This window comes from Methylophaga marina, assembly GCF_030296755.1.
GTDB classification, from domain to species: Bacteria; Pseudomonadota; Gammaproteobacteria; order Nitrosococcales; family Methylophagaceae; genus Methylophaga; species Methylophaga marina.
In genome coordinates this window covers 1,606,760-1,626,081 of record NZ_AP027741.1, presented here as the reverse complement: position 1 = coordinate 1,626,081, position 19,322 = coordinate 1,606,760, and the positions used below count along the sequence as shown (strand labels likewise).

At 44.0% G+C, this 19,322-nt stretch carries 21 protein-coding genes and 1 pseudogene; 8 read left to right on the top strand and 14 right to left on the bottom strand.

Features of this window, described 5'->3' with window-relative positions; all coding sequences use genetic code 11:
* Positions 1-238 precede the first annotated feature (238 nt).
* The 6 genes from QUE24_RS08370 to QUE24_RS08345 all read left to right on the top strand — a co-directional run bounded on the left by QUE24_RS08370 (position 239) and on the right by QUE24_RS08345 (position 5,320).
* Positions 239-1,408: a sensor histidine kinase gene (locus tag QUE24_RS08370; RefSeq protein ID WP_286303411.1), complete on the top strand. Its 1,170-nt coding sequence runs from the start codon at positions 239-241 to the stop codon at positions 1,406-1,408.
* Positions 1,405-2,085, top strand: coding sequence for a response regulator (locus QUE24_RS08365; protein WP_286303410.1), 681 nt, complete (start codon positions 1,405-1,407; stop codon positions 2,083-2,085). Before QUE24_RS08370 ends, QUE24_RS08365 begins: the two co-directional genes overlap by 4 nt.
* Positions 2,086-2,087: 2 nt before the next feature.
* Positions 2,088-2,870 (top strand): PAS domain-containing protein, encoded by a 783-nt coding sequence (locus tag QUE24_RS08360; RefSeq protein WP_286303409.1) that lies wholly within the window; start codon positions 2,088-2,090, stop codon positions 2,868-2,870.
* Between the two features lie 166 nt (positions 2,871-3,036).
* Entirely contained in the window at positions 3,037-4,407 is a 1,371-nt protein-coding gene (locus QUE24_RS08355; protein WP_286303408.1) for a trimethylamine monooxygenase, read from the top strand.
* A gap of 26 nt (positions 4,408-4,433) precedes the next feature.
* Entirely contained in the window at positions 4,434-4,781 is a 348-nt protein-coding gene (locus QUE24_RS08350) for a cupin domain-containing protein (RefSeq protein ID WP_286303407.1), read from the top strand.
* Positions 4,782-4,858: 77 nt separating this feature from the next.
* A complete protein-coding gene (locus QUE24_RS08345) occupies positions 4,859-5,320 on the top strand; it encodes an MOSC domain-containing protein (RefSeq protein WP_286303406.1) in 462 nt (153 codons plus the stop codon).
* A 28-nt stretch (positions 5,321-5,348) separates the two neighbouring features.
* Here QUE24_RS08345 and QUE24_RS08340 read toward each other — a convergent pair.
* From QUE24_RS08340 to QUE24_RS08325, 3 genes and pseudogenes are all read right to left on the bottom strand, one after another.
* A pseudogene (locus tag QUE24_RS08340) lies at positions 5,349-5,857 on the bottom strand (type 1 glutamine amidotransferase).
* 369 nt (positions 5,858-6,226) lie between these two features.
* Positions 6,227-7,063 (bottom strand): 23S rRNA (adenine(2030)-N(6))-methyltransferase RlmJ, encoded by an 837-nt coding sequence (locus QUE24_RS08330; protein ID WP_286303403.1) that lies wholly within the window; start codon positions 7,061-7,063, stop codon positions 6,227-6,229.
* Between the two features lie 109 nt (positions 7,064-7,172).
* Entirely contained in the window at positions 7,173-8,519 is a 1,347-nt protein-coding gene (locus QUE24_RS08325) for a sensor domain-containing diguanylate cyclase (RefSeq protein ID WP_286303402.1), read from the bottom strand.
* Positions 8,520-9,042: 523 nt separating this feature from the next.
* On the opposite strand from QUE24_RS08325, the gene QUE24_RS08320 reads away from it, so the two are divergent.
* Positions 9,043-9,261: a hypothetical protein gene (locus QUE24_RS08320; RefSeq protein WP_286303401.1), complete on the top strand. Its 219-nt coding sequence runs from the start codon at positions 9,043-9,045 to the stop codon at positions 9,259-9,261.
* Between the two features lie 166 nt (positions 9,262-9,427).
* On the opposite strand, the gene QUE24_RS08315 is transcribed toward QUE24_RS08320, so the two are convergent.
* The 10 genes from QUE24_RS08315 to QUE24_RS08270 form a co-directional block, all read right to left on the bottom strand.
* Positions 9,428-9,901, bottom strand: coding sequence for a class I SAM-dependent methyltransferase (locus QUE24_RS08315; protein WP_286303400.1), 474 nt, complete (start codon positions 9,899-9,901; stop codon positions 9,428-9,430).
* 208 nt (positions 9,902-10,109) lie between these two features.
* Entirely contained in the window at positions 10,110-10,655 is a 546-nt protein-coding gene (locus QUE24_RS08310; protein WP_286303399.1) for a hypothetical protein, read from the bottom strand.
* 76 nt (positions 10,656-10,731) lie between these two features.
* Positions 10,732-11,325 carry a hypothetical protein gene (locus QUE24_RS08305; protein WP_286303398.1) on the bottom strand — a complete coding sequence of 198 codons (594 nt, stop codon included), beginning with the start codon at positions 11,323-11,325 and terminating at the stop codon, positions 10,732-10,734.
* 115 nt (positions 11,326-11,440) lie between these two features.
* Positions 11,441-11,965: a P-loop NTPase family protein gene (locus QUE24_RS08300; RefSeq protein ID WP_286303397.1), complete on the bottom strand. Its 525-nt coding sequence runs from the start codon at positions 11,963-11,965 to the stop codon at positions 11,441-11,443.
* A gap of 334 nt (positions 11,966-12,299) precedes the next feature.
* Positions 12,300-13,061 (bottom strand): hypothetical protein, encoded by a 762-nt coding sequence (locus QUE24_RS08295; protein ID WP_286303396.1) that lies wholly within the window; start codon positions 13,059-13,061, stop codon positions 12,300-12,302.
* A gap of 245 nt (positions 13,062-13,306) precedes the next feature.
* Entirely contained in the window at positions 13,307-13,741 is a 435-nt protein-coding gene (locus tag QUE24_RS08290; protein WP_286303395.1) for a hypothetical protein, read from the bottom strand.
* Position 13,742: 1 nt separating this feature from the next.
* On the bottom strand, positions 13,743-14,639 hold the full coding sequence (locus QUE24_RS08285) for a lipid kinase (protein WP_286303394.1): 897 nt from the start codon (positions 14,637-14,639) through the stop codon (positions 13,743-13,745).
* Between the two features lie 24 nt (positions 14,640-14,663).
* Complete coding sequence (locus QUE24_RS08280) at positions 14,664-15,449, bottom strand: DUF1206 domain-containing protein (RefSeq protein ID WP_286303393.1); 786 nt, start codon at positions 15,447-15,449, stop codon at positions 14,664-14,666.
* A gap of 6 nt (positions 15,450-15,455) precedes the next feature.
* A complete protein-coding gene (locus QUE24_RS08275) occupies positions 15,456-16,157 on the bottom strand; it encodes a phosphatase PAP2 family protein (protein ID WP_286303392.1) in 702 nt (233 codons plus the stop codon).
* A gap of 156 nt (positions 16,158-16,313) precedes the next feature.
* Positions 16,314-17,039 carry a hypothetical protein gene (locus QUE24_RS08270; protein ID WP_286303391.1) on the bottom strand — a complete coding sequence of 242 codons (726 nt, stop codon included), beginning with the start codon at positions 17,037-17,039 and terminating at the stop codon, positions 16,314-16,316.
* A gap of 234 nt (positions 17,040-17,273) precedes the next feature.
* Here QUE24_RS08270 and QUE24_RS08265 point away from each other — a divergent pair, with 234 nt between their 5' ends.
* On the top strand, positions 17,274-17,906 hold the full coding sequence (locus QUE24_RS08265; protein WP_286303390.1) for an SDR family oxidoreductase: 633 nt from the start codon (positions 17,274-17,276) through the stop codon (positions 17,904-17,906).
* Positions 17,907-17,990: 84 nt separating this feature from the next.
* On the opposite strand, the gene QUE24_RS08260 is transcribed toward QUE24_RS08265, so the two are convergent.
* Complete coding sequence (locus tag QUE24_RS08260; RefSeq protein ID WP_286303389.1) at positions 17,991-19,046, bottom strand: succinylglutamate desuccinylase/aspartoacylase family protein; 1,056 nt, start codon at positions 19,044-19,046, stop codon at positions 17,991-17,993.
* Positions 19,047-19,322: the final 276 nt, after the last annotated feature.

The window sequence follows — 19,322 nt, the reverse complement described above, 5'->3', positions numbered from 1 at the left end:
GGCTCTGAACCAGAAAAGTGCACAATATTGTTCTGCCTGTCTGACAAAAAAATAAATTTCTCTAGGTTTAACAATATTTACCTTCAGTAAACATAATTCAATCCTCCTGATGGAGTATCCCATTAGTTATAACCCGGCAAATACTCAGTGAAATGGCACAAAATCTGCTGTTACAGAACAAAACAAACGTAAGACAGACCACTCCATTTCTGGTGTGGACGTTGCGAAGGTAATACAGATGATCAATATCAAACTCAAAAGCTGGATAGATGGGCAGACTTGGTTTGGTGAAACAGTACGCGCTGTCACCAAAAATAAGGAATTACCCTCTCTAGACTTCAATGACTTAGCCTTTAAACTCGCCACCGCTGAACATATCAGTGAAACCCTGCCCGTTGTACTAAAATCACTCCAATCCCTGATGGAGGATCTATTTCCGCATAAACAGCAAGCAGAGCTGTTGATTTTGTTCAGTAACCCGTCTACTTCTGAAACCTTTATGCATCATGGTCTGGAGCAAGCGCCACCAGCAAAACTGATGCAGTCATTGCATCACTTATTCACTGTCGGTAAGGCACCCGATACCAGTGACATGATGGAAGTAGATGGCCTGACTGTCGCCCCCAACCGTTTATTCGAGCACGACAATCTGACGGTCTGGTCCTTATTTTTATTTCGTGACACGGTGCCAAGTACTAAACAATTAAAGTGGAAAACCGCCAGCATTGAAAACACCCTATATAAAGGCTTACAAGCCTGGTATCACAAGGAAAGCAAATTAAAAAAGGCCCTGGAATCCGAGCGTGCGATGTATGCGGCTGAACTACATGACTCACTGGCACAGGTATTAGGATACTTACGTCTAAAAAGCCTGAAACTGGATAAACTCTGTCAGCAGGATGAGTTCAGTTCACTGAAACCGATTACTGAAGATTTAGCCTCCTATACACAATGCGCTTATCATCAAACACGCGAACTCATAACCTCCTCACGTCTGACCATGCAAAGTGAGAATCTGTCACAGGGTGTGATTAATTCTATAAAAGAGTTTGAACATCAATCGGCTATCGTATTCGAACTGGACAATCGTCTGCCTCTAAATATGTTGTCACCGCAGCAGTCGATGCAAATGCTGTATATCGTTCGTGAAAGCCTCAGTAATATCGTCCGTCACTCTCATGCCACACATGCACGTGTGGTACTCCTCCTAAAAACGAGCTCACTCATTCATATTCAAATTGAAGATAACGGGACGGGCATTAACCCAGAAGCCGCCCGAAGTGATAGTTTTGGTTTACAGATTATGAAAGAACGGGCTGATCGTATCGGCGCCAGCTTAGAGATTAATAACCGTCCCGAAGGCGGCACCCGGGTTGATCTCAGCCTGGATCTGGAGGCGAATGAATGAGTGATACCCCAATTACTGTGGTGGTTGTCGATGATCACCCCTTATTTCGTCGTGGCGTGGTTGAACTGCTCAACGACAGTGAAGAAATGACCGTTATTGCTGAATACGATAATGCTGAAGCCTTACTCGACAACATAGAGAATACTTACCCGGATATCCTACTATTGGACATGCAGATGCCCGGCAAGTCGGGCCTGGGTGTATTGAGACAACTACGTGAACATGACGATAAATTAAAAATCATCATTATCACCGCCTGTAATGAACAGGATAAATTGCTCGAAGCTCTACGCTACGGTGCTAATGGTTACCTGCAAAAAGACACACCACCTGATGAGATTTTGTCGCAATTACTGTCGGTTTTACATGGGAATGTCGCCATGAATGCCGGTGCTATTACGTCTCTTGCCAGCCATCTGCGTGAAAATAAGGAAGATGAGGACACCCCCTCCAGTTCTATATTGTCTCACCTCACTGAGCGTGAACGTGAAACGCTATTTTTTATAGCTAAAGGGCTAAATAACAAACTGATTGCCCGTGAACTGGGTATTAGTGATGGCACGGTTAAAGTCTATGTAAAAAGTCTGTTGCGTAAAATAAACCTGCATTCCCGACTTGAACTGGCAGCGTGGGCTCACCGCAACCTCTCCGCAGAGCTACTGGACAAGGAAATGTAAAAATGACCTTGTTGAAATGGCCTCGCCGTCAGCCACAAACGCAAGCGGAAGAAGCGCAATTACTGAAGCTGTTTAATAGTTTGAATGATGTGGTGTTGTTACTCGACAAACAGCATCAGGTGCAATTTATTAATCAGTATTGGGAAACCATCACCGGCATTCCCGTTGAACAAACGCTTGGCCGTTTATTTTCTGATTTTCTGCATCCGGAAGAGCTCCCTAGCTGGTCACAGCTACTCAATAAAATCACACCTAACCAGCATGAAACAGTCTGGTTTCGCCTAATTAGTGCGAGTGGTGAGTTACGTTGGTGTGAAATGCGAATTCAATCTGTCAATAAAGACCAGCTCTATCCGCTTTCAGCCACCTTGTGTGACATCACACCACAAGTACGAAATGAAGAAGTGCGCCATGCCAGCCACCGAAGCTTACAAAGCCTGGTCGACCGCTTGCCTGCTATGTTGTATCGCTCAAGGAACAATGCCAGTTGGAGCATGGAATATGTCAGTGAGGGCTGTGAGCTCATTACCGGCTACACAGCTGAGAGCATGCTAAACCAGTCACAAGTCTCGCTCGGGTCTATTATTCATCCAGATGATGCCACCCGTGTATGGGAGGATGTACAACAGGCATTAGAAACATTTTCACCCTTTGATATTCACTACCGTTTAACCCGGGCAGATGGCAAAGAAGTCAGTGTGCAGGATAAAGGCCGAGGCCTTTATTCGGAAAGCGGCATGGTGCTTGGTGTGGAGGGCATTCTACTGTTAACTACTGAGTCTTAACAGCTGATTAAGATGATGTTTTCTAAGCTAATCTACCCCCACTTTTACCCTTTTGGGATACCCACTCAAGAGGATTTCTCCCGCTAACACAGCGAGCTATTTTGGTCGGTAAGCGCTGTCGATTTTCGCAGCATGATTGACTAAATAACACTAATGGAGAACCCCTATGGCAACTCGTATTGCGATACTTGGTGCAGGCCCAAGTGGTATGGCACAACTGAGAGCATTCCAGTCCGCACAAGAAAAAGGTGCAGATATTCCTGAACTCGTTTGTTTTGAAAAACAAGCTGATTGGGGCGGCCAGTGGAATTACACCTGGCGCACAGGCTTAGATGAAAATGGCGAACCTGTTCATAGCAGTATGTATCGTTACCTGTGGTCTAATGGCCCGAAAGAATGTTTAGAGTTTGCTGATTACACCTTTGACGAGCACTTTGGCAAACCGATTGCCTCATACCCGCCTCGTGAAGTGTTGTGGGACTACATCAAAGGACGTGTTGAAAAAGCCGGCGTCAGAAAATATATCCGTTTTAATACCGCTGTTCGTCATGTTGAATTCAACGAAGGCACTCAGACGTTTACCGTCACTGTGCAGGACCATAGCACTGACACGATTTACTCAGAAGAGTTTGATTATGTAGTCTGTTGTACCGGTCACTTCTCCACACCCTATGTGCCTGAGTTTGAAGGATTCGACAAATTTGGTGGTCGCATTCTGCATGCCCATGACTTCCGAGACGCACTGGAATTTAAAGATAAAACCGTCTTACTGGTGGGCAGCAGTTACTCCGCCGAAGATATCGGTTCGCAATGTTATAAATACGGTGCGAAAAAACTGATCAGCTGCTATCGCACGGCACCTATGGGCTATAAATGGCCTGAAAACTGGGATGAAAGACCCAATCTGGTTCGTGTTGATACGGAAAAAGCCTATTTTGCTGATGGCTCCTCTGAAAACGTTGATGCCATTATTTTATGCACGGGCTACATTCACCACTTCCCATTCCTCAATGATGATCTGCGACTGGTGACCAATAACCGCTTATGGCCACTCGACCTATACAAAGGCGTGGTGTGGGAAGACAATCCAAAATTCTTCTACATTGGTATGCAGGATCAATGGTATAGCTTCAATATGTTTGATGCTCAAGCCTGGTATGCCCGTGATGTGATTATGGGACGTATCCCATTACCATCAAAAGAAGAGATGAAAGCCGATAGTATGGCTTGGCGTGAAAAAGAACTGACGCTGGAAACCGCTGAAGAAATGTATACCTATCAAGGTGATTACATTCAGGAACTGATTGACATGACCGACTATCCGTCATTCGATATTCCGGCAGTCAACCAAACCTTCCTTGAATGGAAACATCATAAAAAAGAAAACATTATGACCTTCCGTGATCACTCCTACCGTTCACTGATGACAGGCACCATGTCACCTAAACATCATACTCCCTGGATAGATGCACTGGATGACTCACTGGAAGCCTATCTCTCTGATAAGAGCGAAATTCCTGTGGCGAAAGAAGCCTAAACAACTTATATGGACTGGAGAAAATCATGACAAGCGTCACCAAGATTATCGATAAAACCGTTGAGCCGATTGAATCCGATCTGGATGGCTGGGTGAAACAGACGGGCAACCCGACCATGAAGACATGGATTGAATACAAAAGCGAAGATGGCAGCATACTGTCAGGTCGTTGGGAAGCGACTCAAGGCACCTATCATGCGACCTATGGTGGTTGGGAGTTTGTCCACATCATGGCCGGTAAAGCGATTGTCACGGCTGAAGGTGGTGAACCTCTTACTCTAAGTGCTGGCGAATCCATGGTGTTTGAAAAAACCTTTGTCGGTACTTGGGAAATCATCGAACCGATAACCAAACACTTTGTGCTGAAGCTCTAACTGAGTGTTTTTAAACGATCTGTTCCTTGGAGTGGATACCTTTGGTGTTCACTCCTTTTTTTATTGAGGACATGGCCATGATTCATACCATCTATATTGCTGAACACAATCTTGGAAAACAGCTTAAAGTCGATAAGGTCGACCTCATCATGGGTAAAGGCATCGTCGGTGACCGTAACTTTGATCGTGCTCAGTGGCCGGGGCAGAATATTACCTTTATTGAAATGGAAGAAATCGAAGCCTTTAACAATAATTACCAGCAGCGTATCCAACTGGCCGATACCCGACGAAATGTCATCACCCAAGGCATCCGATTGAATGATCTGGTCGGCAAAGAGTTTCTGATTGGTGGTGTGCGTTTCAAGGGTATCGAGCTGTGTGAGCCCTGCGCCACACTTGGCAAGTTATTAAGTAATGACACGATAGCTAAAAAAGACGTGGTGAAAGCCTTTGTGCATAAAAGTGGATTACGTGCAGACGTGCTGAGTGATGGTGAAATCCATGCGGGTATGACGTTTGAAGTCATAGAAACAGTCTAGTCACGCAAGGCGTCACTAGACTATTTATTTAATCATTCATCTGATGTAATAACGCAAAAATCGCTTCACGGCTTTGTTGTAGGTACGGCGTGTCATCAAATAACTCCGCTTCACTCTGCACATATTCGCCTTCAGGCAAGGACTTCTCGATAGCATAAAATGCATCGACCGTACCGTGCTCTGCCTCTAAATGAAACTGTAATGCCCAGACGTATTTACCCAGATGAAAACCTTGATAAGGAGTAATCAGACTACTCGCGAAGGGAAATGCATTTACAGGCAGTTCAAAACACTCACCATGCCAGCTTAATGGTTCAAATGAATCAGGCATCCAGGTAGCGGTATCATCGGTCTTTGTAACCGTATGCCAGCCAATTTCCTGCTGTTCATTCTGGTACACTTTCGCCCCCATCGCACAGGCAATCAGTTGCCCCCCAGACAAATGCCCAACACTTTTTTACCGGCTTCAATCGCTTCTTTAATCAACTTTTTCTCAGCGGGCAACCACGGATAATTGTCTTCATCATTCACACTCATCGGACCACCCATGATTAATAACCAATCAAAGGTATCAATCGTCGGTAATGCTTCATTAAAATCCAGGCGATATGTCTGCAACTCAAACGCTTTATCAGCAAACCAACCCTGCATCGAGCCAATCCATTCACCCTCTGCATGCTGCAAAATGGCTACTTTCTGCACTGTTATTACTCCGTAAACTTTTTGTTTCAGAGATGCTGATTACTGAAAATTTGTCAGCCATCCCACCGATGATCCGCATGATCATGCTAAATAATTGTTATCGCTAGAATAGTTGAAGACAGAACCGAAAGAAACCGTGCGCTATGATCTTTGCCGAAATCCGATATATCACCATAATTGAAGCGCTGATGAAGAACGTCTTTTCTATTGCGCCACCAGCATGTCAGCCCGATAAAACGCACCGGTGTTTTCGCCCAAAGCTTTCACCAGTTTGGGCAATAATGTCGTCATGGTTTCCATTAACTGCCAGGGCGGATTGATAATAAACATCCCAGATGACGTCATACCGCGTCTGGAGGAATCGGCATCTAAGCCAAGTTCATAGCGTTGTATATTCGTGATACCACTGCTTATTAACTGTTTATCCAGTCGGTTAATACGCGCTCTGTCTACCACCGGATACCAAATCGCATATGTTCCCGTGGCAAATTTTTTATGAGCTTTCAGCACAGTCTGAAAGACTTCATCATAATCTGACTTTATCTCATAAGATGGGTCAATCAATACCAGTGCCCGACGTGAATCAGGCGGTAATAAACTCAGCAAACCTTTCAGACCATCCTCCCGTCTGACACGCGCTTGTTTAAATGGCCGCAGATTATTTGCCAGAAACACACTGTCTTCTGGGTGCAGATCAAAGCACCAGGCTTGATCCTGAGACCGTAAATACTGCGTCGCCAACAAAGGTGAGCCAGGATAAAACGTCAGATCATTGCCAGCATTCACCACTTTCACTGCCGTCTGATAGGACAGTAGCTCAGGCCAATCCAACGCAATTAGTTTTGTAATACCCTTTTGATATTCCTGATTTTTTTCAGCGTGGTCCGAACGTAAATGATACAAGCCCGCCCCGGAATGGGTATCAATATAACTAAAAGCTTTTTCTTTTTTCACCATATGCTGAAGCAATTCGATCAACACGATATGTTTCAACACATCCGCGAAATTACCCGCATGGAATGAATGACGATAACTTAACAAAGCTGAATCCTATGCAGGTAAATGAAGTTGTTCTGCAAATTATGCCTGTTAGTGACCGGTTTGAGTGGAAATTGTTGTATGACTTAAACGCTACATGACAAGAAGTCAGCTACTTATACTCATTCTGAAACAACCTGACCCGGTTTCGCCCATTTCTTTTCGCCTCGTACATAGCAAAGTCAGCACAATTTAATAGCCCATCCTCTTCTGTACTATGCACAGGGTAGAGCGCCACGCCAATGCTGGCTCCGACGCTGACAGTTAAATCTTCAAATGTCATGGGGCTTTGCAATGACTCCAATACTTTCTCAGCAACCTGGATGGCTGCCTGTTCATCACTGACTTTATGCAGCAACACGACGAACTCATCACCACCGAGTCTGGCGACGGAGTCCGGTTTACGGAGACAGTCACGGATGCGTTCGGCACACTGAATCAACACCGCATCCCCCACATCGTGTCCGTAGGTATCATTAATCGGTTTGAATTCATCCAAATCGATAAACATTAAGGCTAAGGCGTATTTATCCCGCTCTGCCATGGTCATCGCCAAGTGCAGCCGTTCTCTGAATAAGATCCGATTTGGCAACCCGGTCAGTGCATCGTGATGAGCGAGATGCTGGGCATGCTCCTCCATGACTTTTCTATCTGTAATATCGTAAAACCAAGCCAAAATCATTTGCTTGCTGTGATATTCAATTTGAAGATAGGAGGCGAGAGCCCATTTCGTTGTTTGCTGGCTATCAGGGAAGTGCAGTTCAACTAATTGATTATTCACTTGCTGACCGAACTCAATTAACTTCACCGTATCATCGTATTCAACCTTATTTGCATAATAACGTCGAAGCGTGACTCCTAAAGCTTCCTGATGTTTCTTTTCGATTAAAGCGGCATAACTTTTATTCGCAAAGACCACTTCTTGTGTGTCGATATCAATAATGGATGCCGCAGTGGGGCTAAAGTCCAACATCATTCGCAAGCGTGATTCGCTTTCTAATGCTTTGATACGTAGCCTTGCATTTTCCAGGAAGGTTTCGCCTGATTTTTTAGCCGCCAGAAAGATAAACAATAAAAAAAGCACCAGCATGGCGCTCATACCGTATGTTATCGTTTCACCTTGCCCAATAAGAATGACAATATGTGGCAGCATGGTGGGAAGAACGAAAGCCACTACCGATCTCCGATCCACTGAGAGTGATGCCATTGCACCCGAAGCTATCCCGCCAATGGTAAATGACAAAAATGCCTGATAGGCAATATTGTCATGAGGCATCAGGATGACGCCACCTATTCCCCAGATGGTGCCCGACATCAAAACACTGAAACGAAAGTACTGTAGCCATCTAGTCTGATTAATTTCTGCTTTGTTATGATCTCTATGCCAGCACACCAACAAAATACATCTTGAGATCAAAACAATCACCAACACCCCGTACCAGCTCAAGGAGGTCGACATTGACGTCACCGGGAGTTGAACAATAATCAGTATCAAACCTAGCGAGGCATTGATGGCGATAGAAAAAATGCTCGCCGTAAAAAGCAGTTTAAGTTTCTGTTCTAAAACGCTTTCAACGTAAACTGGTTGGTCAGATTTGCTCTGGCACATCTGACGACCTACACAGCTTTAATAGTACAAACGCATGTTTTACGTTTCACATTCACTCCCCCAGCATTTTATTTGGGTAAGTTCATCTTATACCCGTATGTAAACAGATGCCACAGATTCAATCACACTGTTTATCTCACTCTGAATCAAGGATACATCTATTGATGGTAAACCCAGTTAATTGTGTTAGGCGTCCTATTTTGCTAGGGTGAAAGTTCATAGGTAGTGAAGAACACTCTTCAACAATAATGTATATCTACCGCAATATCATTCATTAGTGATTATCACTCTACTCAACTCAGAGTTATCAAATAAGTCGTTTCACTCTTGTAATAGCGAGAAGTCTTCTTTAACTAATTCAAGGAAAAATACAATGACACTACAAAATATATACACAGAAAACCCAACAAACGTTTCAAGTTTTATCGCTGCTTCGATGAAGCTCTCAGATGAAGAAGAAAAAGAAGCAGAAGAAACGCCTGAGGCGCCAAAGCCCTCAGAGGGAACATATCAACCAGACGATCCTGACGATAAAAAACAAAAAGATGCCGAAAAGGCACCGATTATGCCTCAACCACCGACGCCACCGTAGCGGCAAAGTAATTGGGGGGATCGATGTTTAAAGACAAACCACTCTCTAATACAGAATAGTTAGGGTCAGGAGATTAATATCGTCACGCCTGCATTTGAGAGTTAATAAAAGCGTAGAAAAAGTCTCAGTCGAGGGAGTCAATAACACTCACTCGTTAGGCATCTATCTATTGCTTTTGTAAAACGATGCGTGACCATTTTACATTCTCCTTATTAGGTAGAATGCTATCTTGATTTTTTGCCATAAAAATACAATCAAAACCGTATTTTTTAAATAGCTCGCTAGTCTGCATGGGATCAGTAGGAAACATACGTGTTCCCATCCCGGCAGGTCCGTTTCTCAATGAGATAGCGCATTTCCCGTTTCGCTTTACGATGCTAGAAATTGTGGCAGCTGCTTGCTCTCTTTCCTTGTCGTTTAGGTGATGCCAAACGCCTTCTATTAAAACGAATTCAAATTTATGAGCATCCGCTGAATCCAGAATTGATAAATGAGGGAGGCTACCAGCCAACCATTTTACAGATGACGCTTTGTAAAAATTCTGGGCGGCAATTCTGAACTCCTGCATGGGTTCTATGGCTGTAACATGAAACCCTAGCTCATCTAATGCTGCTGCATTTTGGCCAGCGCCAGCCCCCACATCCAGCACATGACTTTTTCAGGGGTAAATACTCAACAAAATCTCTGCATACAATTTGAAAATCCAACGCTTGGCTGGTTTCAATAAAGCGAGATATATGTCTCTCATATCCTTCAATCCCTACGGTCATCTTGCTCATCTAGCTTCTGGCAAAGGCAACACTTCAACTGATTATGTCTCATCACCGTTGTACCAAGCTCCACAATAATTAGGGGGTCGTGAGAACCTCAACACTATCTGCACGGCAGGCGTTCTTACTCCAGTCAAAGGTATTAATAGGATTGGTCACATAACGAATCCCTGACACCTTCACGGTGGCGCCTTTAGGTATATCCAACGGCGCACCGTCACCGACTATAGCGGCTGACCGGCAATAACGCTTCCAATCATCACGCCCTTTTGCATTAACTGAGGATCCAAAGCGTAAGACGCCAACCACATCCGGAATCGAAGCATATTCAGGCGTCCATGTTGGTTCAGGTGTTGTTTGAGGTACGAGCTTGGCATGGGCGTCCCGGCAGGCTTGAATATCGGCATCCGCTACCTCCCTGCCACGCTCAAGCTCCCGCGATGGAAAATTACACGCTTGCAAACAGTCGCTGCGTGCAGCACGACACTCCATAGCTTTCTGTTTCAGTTCCGCTGTTAACTCAGGTAAGTCCTGTCGCGCAGAGGCGATTGGAACCAGATTTGTGGCTATGAACAACAGTGTCAGTATGGTTTTGACGATTTGACTAAATGATGCTGAATTCATTGGAAACCCTCTCATATAAATATGATTGATAACAGGAAACACAGTACTAGCTCAAAGGTCTGCCAACTTAATTTTGTTAGCAGTGCATTTTGTACATCGTCACGCCGACGTTATCAAGCTGGCCAACTGTCATTATTGTGACTTCCAAGCCATAGATACTTGGTTTTTCCATTGAACACTCAAGCGTAGTCTTAAGAAACATTTCTGTCTTAGACGTGACAGGCGATTCATCATTGTTATAAAAAAAGATTTCTTTGTCGTTCGGATTTCTTCCTGTGTGAGCGAAACCTTCTTCGAGCAATACCTGATTCAATTCTGCGGTGTCACTTCTTAACTGAGCAAATGAATTTGTGGTGCTTTGACTGGAGTAGTTAATTGATACGATTTTATTGTTATCAACGCCCACTATTAGCTTTATCTTGTTTTTTTGTTTCTGGTTAGAACGACATGTCCAATAATTAACATCAAAACGATCCTTAACTCTACATTTAAAGCCATTCTTTGTGAGTTCCTTGAACTCTTCGACTGAGGAGTTAAGCGAAAGACCATTAATTTCAAACGACTCAATACGCTCAGGAATAAGGCTATCCGAAGCGAGGGCTTGCATGGAGATGCTTGCCAGAACAATAAAAAGAAAATGATGTGCGTGCTTAATGTAATTTTTTAGCATGATAGTGTTGTCCTTAATGATTGAAATTAAAATCCCTAATTATTTGGGTCAGTGTAAAAAAGGCTAAAATCAAACATTCTGACTCTGTTGATTTTAACAGTCTGTTATGTGCTGTTTATTGCACATGTCTCTCTACAAAGCTATTTAACTCAGAAACTGTGCGAATAACATGTAGTGATTTATCAGCCGATAGTTTCTCTAACCTTTGCATAAACCGATCATTCCAAAATTTGGGACAAAGCTTCAACACTTTATAACTCTCCAGCGTTCCCTTTAAAACCGAGCTTCCTTCGGGCCAGCCCTCTGGCTTTATGAATAGGCCCTTTAGAAAGCGCTTCGTCACTAACCAATAAGTGACAAAATACGGTAATTCTACATAAATCAAAGTATCAGCTTCTTCTAGCCGCTTATTAAACGACTCCACTGAATCCATTGGGCCAAAGCCCTCAATGATCCACTCTTCGTAAGAAAGAATGCTCTCATGGAGTTCTTCGTAGCTCTTTCGGTCTACCTGTTCTCCATTTGGTTTATATAAAATTGAATCCAAGGCATACAATTTTATACCTGTAGCTAATGCTAGCTTCTTACTTAAAGTTGACTTTCCATTAGCAGGCTTACCGAATACAGCTATTTTTTTCATTCTAGCTCCTCCAAATAAGATTAATCCCCGGAGGCAGAAACAGAAAACCCGCCTCTAGGGCGGGTTTGATAAATTCTCAACGCATCAAAAATCCCACCATTCCTATGGAATGATGATAATAATTCGAGCTACATTTTGCGTACGATTTGTGTTCATTCGCGTATCTTGATTGACGGATAATTTGATGTCAACTTGAAGTTTTATGAGACCTGGATGACCTAAGCATATAATGCCCAGCTCACCATCGCCTAAACTGGAGGGCTTTTTTTGGTAAAGTGAGCACAGCGACCCCACAAAAAGCACGTACGTTTGGGCGCCTGCCTAGAGCTGGTTGTTAGGCTTCAGATACTTCAAGGATTACGCTTGTTTGAATTTTTGGGTTCCAATACAAGCCGCCACCGTATTTAAAGTAATCCTTTATAGCACTCAGGGCTTCTGTGTGAGACTCGAATATTGTGAATCTGTAGTTTTTAGTTATATCAGCTGATTTTGTGTCAGTTGTGACGATAATCGACATATTATATTCACCAGCATTCCAACAGAAGTGCTTTTCGAAAAAATCAAATGCAGGACTCACGAGCTCATCAGGATGCTCATATAATTCCTCTTTATTCCCTTCATCATTTGTTTCTTTTTTGTGTGATCTAAAGTCAGTAAGTAAGTCGCCTTCAATTTTTTGATAAATTTTCTCGTCGTCTCTGTTAAAAAAGTTGAGAAAGTTTGTAATATGCGCCCATTCGTCGTTAGGCTCCAGAGCAAAAGTAGTAAAGAGGACCGTATTCTGATCATTTTGATTCTGCAAGTAATTTTGTGCTGGCAAATTTGCTAAATGCGTTCCATCTTTTGAGATAGACACCTTTAGGTCTTTTATTCTGACTCGACGACCTCCAATATTATTAAGGATCAAATGCAATTGGAGATTCGGATTCCCAAGCTTATGCGTAATAGATATCTTAGAATATAGTTCTAAATCAAGTTTGGCTCGTTTTAACATTACATGTATTGGAGGGAGTTGAGATAGAACCATCGCTGCAAATGCAACTACAACAGCCCAAAATGACCAGTCTAGATACAGTGGCGTTGCAACATTTTGCATTTTGAATCTCCGATATTATTTTTTTAGCCTAACAGAGTGTTTTATGAGGCCACTAGCCTCATAATAAATATTAAACAGGCGGCCTTATAATTCCTTTCTAGAAAGTCTAACACGTTGATTATTAATGAAAGTCATTTTTTATTTAGAGAGTTATGAGGCCAACCGTTAAAGCGTAGGGTGAAAAATAGTGCCAGCACATTGGCATCCTTCGGGTTCAGTTTTAATATCAAACTATCGCGTTCTAACTAGTCACCAGCTAAACGCGCTTTTGAGCTTTTCAGGTGTTGCTCGAGTGAGTCTAGGCGTTGCTTTATTTCTGCTGATTGTTCACCGAGTGTGGTGGTGTTAACAAGGTTGGCCAGTACTTCATCCTTCTCAAGGCATTTTTCTTCAATTGTCTGTTTAGGATCATCCGAAAAGAGTTGAGTCAGTTTCCCACCAATTTCTTCAATCCATTCTCTGTCGGCATCGGGTGTGGAGGGTAAGTCGCCGAGTTCTTTGGTGACTTGCTGAAAAGAGGTAATGAACGCTTCACGTTCGTCTGCAATATCAAATAGCGGGTGCTGAATATTTTCTTTGCTTAATTCCTCACCCATTGCACGGTAAAAATCGACTGTTTGTATGAGTAATTTCAGAATTTCCAGGGCATCAGCCTGTGCATCTGTTCGTATTATCGACATATTAAACGTCTCCAGAATCGGTAGGTATGTCCCCGACAATTGCCTCTATGGCTTCAGGGATAATCTCAAATTCGACAGGGGTCGTGGTTTTAAATTCACCATCAGCTTCCAGCTCTTTGGGTTTAGAGGTGTAAATACTAAAGTGTTGAGCAGAGTGACGCACGATATGACGCTCATTTGCCAATGCCCCATCACGTAAATTAGGCCCCAATAATAACAATTGCCACCATGGTCGTGGCTTGATAAAAAACAAATGAAGCTGACCGTTTACTAAGGTAGAACGCTGGTCAACAATATTGCCCCCACCGTAATATCGGCCATTGCCGACAGCAAGATGAATCGCTCGACTTGAGCTCTGCCAGTCATCGGTTTTGATATGGACTTTAAAACTTTTGTTTCGTTTGATGGCTTTGAAGAAGGCGCCTAAATAGGCCAACACACCAAACCATTTTTTGCTATCTGAGCTGAGTTCTCGGGTGACATCCACGCCCAGTCCGATATGAGCAACATTCACAAAAAAATGATTATTTACTTTGCCCAGACTGATCCGTTCGCGTTTACCATCAATAATGACTTGTGCGGCGGCGATTAAATCTTGTGGTACACCCAGCGATCGCGCCAGGTCATTGGCTGTGCCCAGTGGGAATATCGCCATGGTACGTTGATATTTATGTATCGCTTCCAGCCCAGTGCTGATAGTCCCATCACCACCGGCGAGGATAATCACGCCATCCTCACGTTCATAATTTTCAATGAGTGTGACTAAGTGATCTTCGCTTTCGGTTTCTTTCACTGACACCTCAAACCCGCCCGATTTCAGTGTTTCTATGGCTTCTTGCAAAGCGTCTTCACTACCATTGCGGCTGTGAGGGTTAATCAGTATCAAGGCATGCTGCATAAATTATTCCCTGTATGTGATCGCTTAATGCTCAATACGGCGATATACCGCTTCCAGAAAGCTATAAAGACCAAAAGCTATTAAGCCGATAGCCACCGTCATGGTGAGCCAACTGCCAAAAGGTGTTGTCTGTAACCATTCCAACGCGTCACTGATCCCTTTATTTTCACTGGTGCCAGAAATAAAGGCGGAACGCAAAATTACCCAGCCAATAATGCACCAGACGATGCCTCTCGATATCAGCCCGAACTGACAGACTCTCTTCATCCAGCGATATTGAGACTCTGGCATCGCCATATATTGCTCAAATCGAGCTTTATAGCCCTTAAACAAGTGAGCAATACCCACACCAACTAATATCAAGCCAATAATACCAACGACGAAAGCCGTGATGTCTGATCCCAGATAGGCCGAGAGGCTGGAAGATGCCGAATCGTCTGACGAGTCCTCTGTGTTATGAAGCAATAACTTGATGGTCCAGTAACAAAGAATACTGTGAGTAATGGCACTTACGATTAAGGAGCCACGCACAACCAAGCCTTTAAACGAATGACCATGCCCATCGGCATCTTTGATGCCTTGAGTAAAGCGCCAAATAATGTAGCCAAGCAAACCAATAATAAGGATGACTAACAGCGTTTGACCAAAAGGCTGCTCTTTGAGATTGAGAATGGCACCTTTGCTACTCGCCTCTTCTCCTCCCAATCCTAGCGTAGAGAGAAAAGCCAACACGCCGATAGTGACATAGATAAGCCCTCTGGCAGCATAGCCCATCCGTGCCAGAATTTGATATGTCGTTGAGTGACTCAAAGCTGATTACTCATTCGGCACCGTGTCGATTTTTTCATGCACAAACTGACGAGACAGATACCAACACATAAGGGCCCAGGCAGAACCTACCGTCCAACCAGCGACAACATCTGTCGGCCAATGCACGCCCAGATAAACACGGCTGATACCGACCAATACTGTTAGCAGAATAGATGTACAAATAATGAGTATTTTCACCTGCCAGCTGGTTTGAAACTGTGCCAGCAAAGCCCCCAGTGTCAGGTAAGTACTGGCTGATAACATGGAGTGCCCGCTGGGAAAGCTTGATGTGTAAACCATGGTGGCGTGTGTCACCAAATCCGGCCTTGCCCTGTCAAAGCCACTCTTCAACATAAAGCTGGCAAGTAATGCGCCGCCGGTAGCCAGCAGAACGACCAAGGCTAATTTACGTTTATGAATCAGTAATAAGAAAATCATCACCCAAACGCTGAGCAATGTCAGTACGGTATTGCCTCCAAGCGCGGTGATGTCATGCCCGACTTGTTCTAACCAGGGTGGGCCCAACAGTTCTTCAGGGTTATCAGCATGACGTAAAGACAACAAAATCCTTTCATCAATCGCTTGAGTCTCACCTTCCATGACTTCGTCGGCCACTTCCATGAATAACCACATAGAGCCTGACAGCAATAGCAGCACAATCCAAAATGCGAGTTCTCGTCGTCCAAACCAGGTCAGTAATCTCTGCATACGCATCCTTATTGCTATGAAAATGATGAAGTCGCTCTACCTTATCTGCAAATGTGAAAGACGTCACTAACCTGGATAAAACTATCACCACGGGGAATAAAAAAGGGCCATCACTTTAGCCCCTTAATATTAAGCGTTATTCATGATGAAGGAAGATCACTGATATTGCTCGACGATGGCCGTCATATCTCTATAACCTTTGGGTGGTTGATACTGTTTGAGCGTCTTGGTTTTAGTTTCTGACCAGGTTGCACCATTACTATCGACATAATAAATAGTGTCACCTTCTCGTTTTATGGCGTAGTGACGATAGGCATCAGATAAGTTGGGATTAGTAAAAACAAAACCATTGACGATTTTGAGTGGTACATTTTCATCCACACCTTGTTGAAAACTCGCATAGCCGTTATTCACCTTCCACCAATAGAAATCATAGCGACTCGCCTGGTCTTTGTACTCCATCGCCCGTATTTCCAGCGTATTGCCTGTTTTGCTCTCTTCAGCCCAGTAACCGTCCAGCTCAGCAGCTTTTATTTCTGGTGCCGGAACGAATGTATAACGATTATGTTTAAAGCTCAGCACAGCCTTATTCCAGTCAATGGTTGTGGTCATTGTTTTATGAAATGTGACACTGTTTTTGCCTGGCGTCAGTGTCACTTCATTGCCGTTCTGCTCGACCTGATATCGATCATCAGCCTGCAAATCACCCTTTGGAGAAAAAGTCGCTATATCACCGTCAATCGCTAACACTCCTCTGCCAGAGGTTTCCACCCAAAAACCGTTCAGGTTGTTTCTCTCTTTTTGCGATTCAGCTAATGCAGCATGCCCCATCAATATTAAGGTGATAAATACCAGCAACTGCATTCTTATTCTTTCTCTCATACTTTCTCCTATGGATGTTGAATCTATTTTGCTTTATTGATGCCAGCCACTTAATTTCATGTGGTTCATTGGCGTTTGAAGCTTTGCCCTATTCGGTTCAGAAATCAGGACAAAATGGTTTCCCAGCCATGACTTTTTCCATATTCATAGTTCTACCGGATTTGTATGATGGGGTCACTGGTATTTCTTCCAGAATCAATAGACACTGATCACCTGTTCAAACTAGGAGAAAGTATGCAAACGGTTGTTATTTTCGGTGCGGCCAGTGGTTTAGGCGCTGCCATGGTGGAGTATTTTCATGAGCAGGGTTTTGAAGTAATAGGTGTCGCTAGAGACCCCGCAAAAAACCCACGTTTAGCCGAGCTAAAAGTGCAGGCACTAAGTTGTGACGCCACCATTCAATCACAGGTAGAACAGACGGTATCCAGCCTGCCAAAAGAGGCTTGGGTCATCTCGACCATGGGCAGTTATCGTGCTGACGTACCAGTGGATTATATCGGTCATCGCTACCTGATTAATGCCATGGAAGTTCACGATATCAAGCGCTTTCTACTGGTGACATCCCTAGGTTGTGGTGACTCATGGCAATATTTGTCTGAGCGCTCTAAACAAGGGTTTGGGGCAGCGGCAAGAGAGAAGTCACTAGCCGAGTCCTGGCTGCAAACCAGTACGCTTGATTACACCATTCTGCGCCCTGGCGGCCTGAAAGACGGTGATCTCACCCACACCGGTCAGCTCTCACAACACCAGGAAGTCCATGGTTTGATTCACCGGAAAGAAGTAGCGAGACTGGCCCATGAGCTACTCAATACTGAACAGAGTGTGGGGCAAATTTATCAATGTATCGACCCAGAGCTTAGCTGGTAATAGCTGCCACCAAGACGATAAACACCTCGGCCAGACGTTTAATTGGCCGAGGTGTTATTCAATATTTGTCTACTTAATGCTGACTTAAACTTCCTGCTCTATCCCAATTGTCACTGGACTTTCACCCGCTTTAACAGGTGGGGTTTCGTTAATCATCATCACGGTGCCGTTTATTGGAGAAGTTAACTCAGTAACCACATTGCCAAAATAATCTCTCACCTCACCGACGATGGTGCCTTTTTCTACCACACTGCCAATTTCAACGCGGGGAGTAAATAAACCATCAACAGGGCTGACGACTGATTTCAGTTTGTCATAAATCACAGGGGCTGGATGCGGGGTCGGCTCACCCGGCAACATATCCAGAAAATAGAGCGCGTTACGTGACAGTTCAAGCGTCGCTTCAACAAACGCTTCATCACTTTGACCCAGATGACCAATTTCAGTGGTCAGTCCTGGTTTTCCACGCGTCATCGCCGTATTCGGATAAGAAATTGAATTCGCTGGATCACGTGGTCGTTCACCATACATCACGATATGTTGCATACCTGTCGCTTTAGCAAACTCAAAGGTCAGCTCATCCAATTCTTCGCTATCTACAAAGGGGGAATAAACGTGTGGCAGTAGTTGCTGATTCCAGCTACCGGAATGCATATCGATAAGGAAGTCCATCTTACTGATGAATTCACGGGTGAAAAATTCAGCCAGCTGTTCGGTCGGCGTGCCATTCTTCTCACCCGGAAATTCACGATTCAGGTTTTTATTATCCGCTGGATGCAGAGCAACACGGCGAGCATGAAAGCCCGGTAAATTGGCTAGATGCACCAAAATCAACGTACCTTTTAACTGCTTTGCATCGACTTCTTCACGTAAACGTTGCAAGGCCAAAATAGCGGGAAACTCATCGCCATGTATACCAGCCGTTAGCAATAAAACTGGACCGGACTCCGCACCATGAATGACGGTAACAGGCACTTCTAGGTCTTTTTCTTTGGCCATATAGGAATGTGATTCCCCCGCCTCGGTAAGCACATCAGCAAGCTCAAAGGGTGATTGTGCAAAAGCGGCGCTGCTAAGTAATAAACTAAAAAGCCACAAGTATTTGCTGACAAAATCAAAACTATATTTCTTGCTGATCATCTTAATTCAGACATCCTGAAGTCATAAAAAAGTGTTGGAGTTGAAATGCTTCAAAAACTTATAGCATGACTGTCAATAGCGACCATATTGAAAATGCACACTGAACGTCTCACTCAAAACTTATTGCTTGCCTGCTCCATTAGCCAAACATGGCGTCTTTTTTCAGTCACCGGGTGATTCACTTTCCTATCGTTTGTATAAGCAACCTATATATCTCAAACAAAATGAAACAACGCTCGCGAAATAAGGTCGAAGCCTGCAATCTGGTGTAAACAC

Coding starts and splice junctions, on each gene's coding strand:
- QUE24_RS08355 (WP_286303408.1), top strand. CDS start 3,037: ATGGCAACTCGTATTGCGATACTTGGTGCAGGCCCAAGTGGTATGGCA.
- QUE24_RS08290 (WP_286303395.1), bottom strand. CDS start 13,741: ATGTCGATAATACGAACAGATGCACAGGCTGATGCCCTGGAAATTCTG.
- QUE24_RS08345 (WP_286303406.1), top strand. CDS start 4,859: ATGATTCATACCATCTATATTGCTGAACACAATCTTGGAAAACAGCTT.
- QUE24_RS08360 (WP_286303409.1), top strand. CDS start 2,088: ATGACCTTGTTGAAATGGCCTCGCCGTCAGCCACAAACGCAAGCGGAA.
- QUE24_RS08265 (WP_286303390.1), top strand. CDS start 17,274: ATGCAAACGGTTGTTATTTTCGGTGCGGCCAGTGGTTTAGGCGCTGCC.
- QUE24_RS08295 (WP_286303396.1), bottom strand. CDS start 13,061: ATGCAAAATGTTGCAACGCCACTGTATCTAGACTGGTCATTTTGGGCT.
- QUE24_RS08260 (WP_286303389.1), bottom strand. CDS start 19,046: ATGATCAGCAAGAAATATAGTTTTGATTTTGTCAGCAAATACTTGTGG.
- QUE24_RS08370 (WP_286303411.1), top strand. CDS start 239: ATGATCAATATCAAACTCAAAAGCTGGATAGATGGGCAGACTTGGTTT.
- QUE24_RS08275 (WP_286303392.1), bottom strand. CDS start 16,157: ATGCAGAGATTACTGACCTGGTTTGGACGACGAGAACTCGCATTTTGG.
- QUE24_RS08305 (WP_286303398.1), bottom strand. CDS start 11,325: ATGCTAAAAAATTACATTAAGCACGCACATCATTTTCTTTTTATTGTT.
- QUE24_RS08310 (WP_286303399.1), bottom strand. CDS start 10,655: ATGAATTCAGCATCATTTAGTCAAATCGTCAAAACCATACTGACACTG.
- QUE24_RS08325 (WP_286303402.1), bottom strand. CDS start 8,519: ATGTCGACCTCCTTGAGCTGGTACGGGGTGTTGGTGATTGTTTTGATC.
- QUE24_RS08350 (WP_286303407.1), top strand. CDS start 4,434: ATGACAAGCGTCACCAAGATTATCGATAAAACCGTTGAGCCGATTGAA.
- QUE24_RS08300 (WP_286303397.1), bottom strand. CDS start 11,965: ATGAAAAAAATAGCTGTATTCGGTAAGCCTGCTAATGGAAAGTCAACT.
- QUE24_RS08285 (WP_286303394.1), bottom strand. CDS start 14,639: ATGCAGCATGCCTTGATACTGATTAACCCTCACAGCCGCAATGGTAGT.
- QUE24_RS08270 (WP_286303391.1), bottom strand. CDS start 17,039: ATGAGAGAAAGAATAAGAATGCAGTTGCTGGTATTTATCACCTTAATA.
- QUE24_RS08365 (WP_286303410.1), top strand. CDS start 1,405: ATGAGTGATACCCCAATTACTGTGGTGGTTGTCGATGATCACCCCTTA.
- QUE24_RS08320 (WP_286303401.1), top strand. CDS start 9,043: ATGACACTACAAAATATATACACAGAAAACCCAACAAACGTTTCAAGT.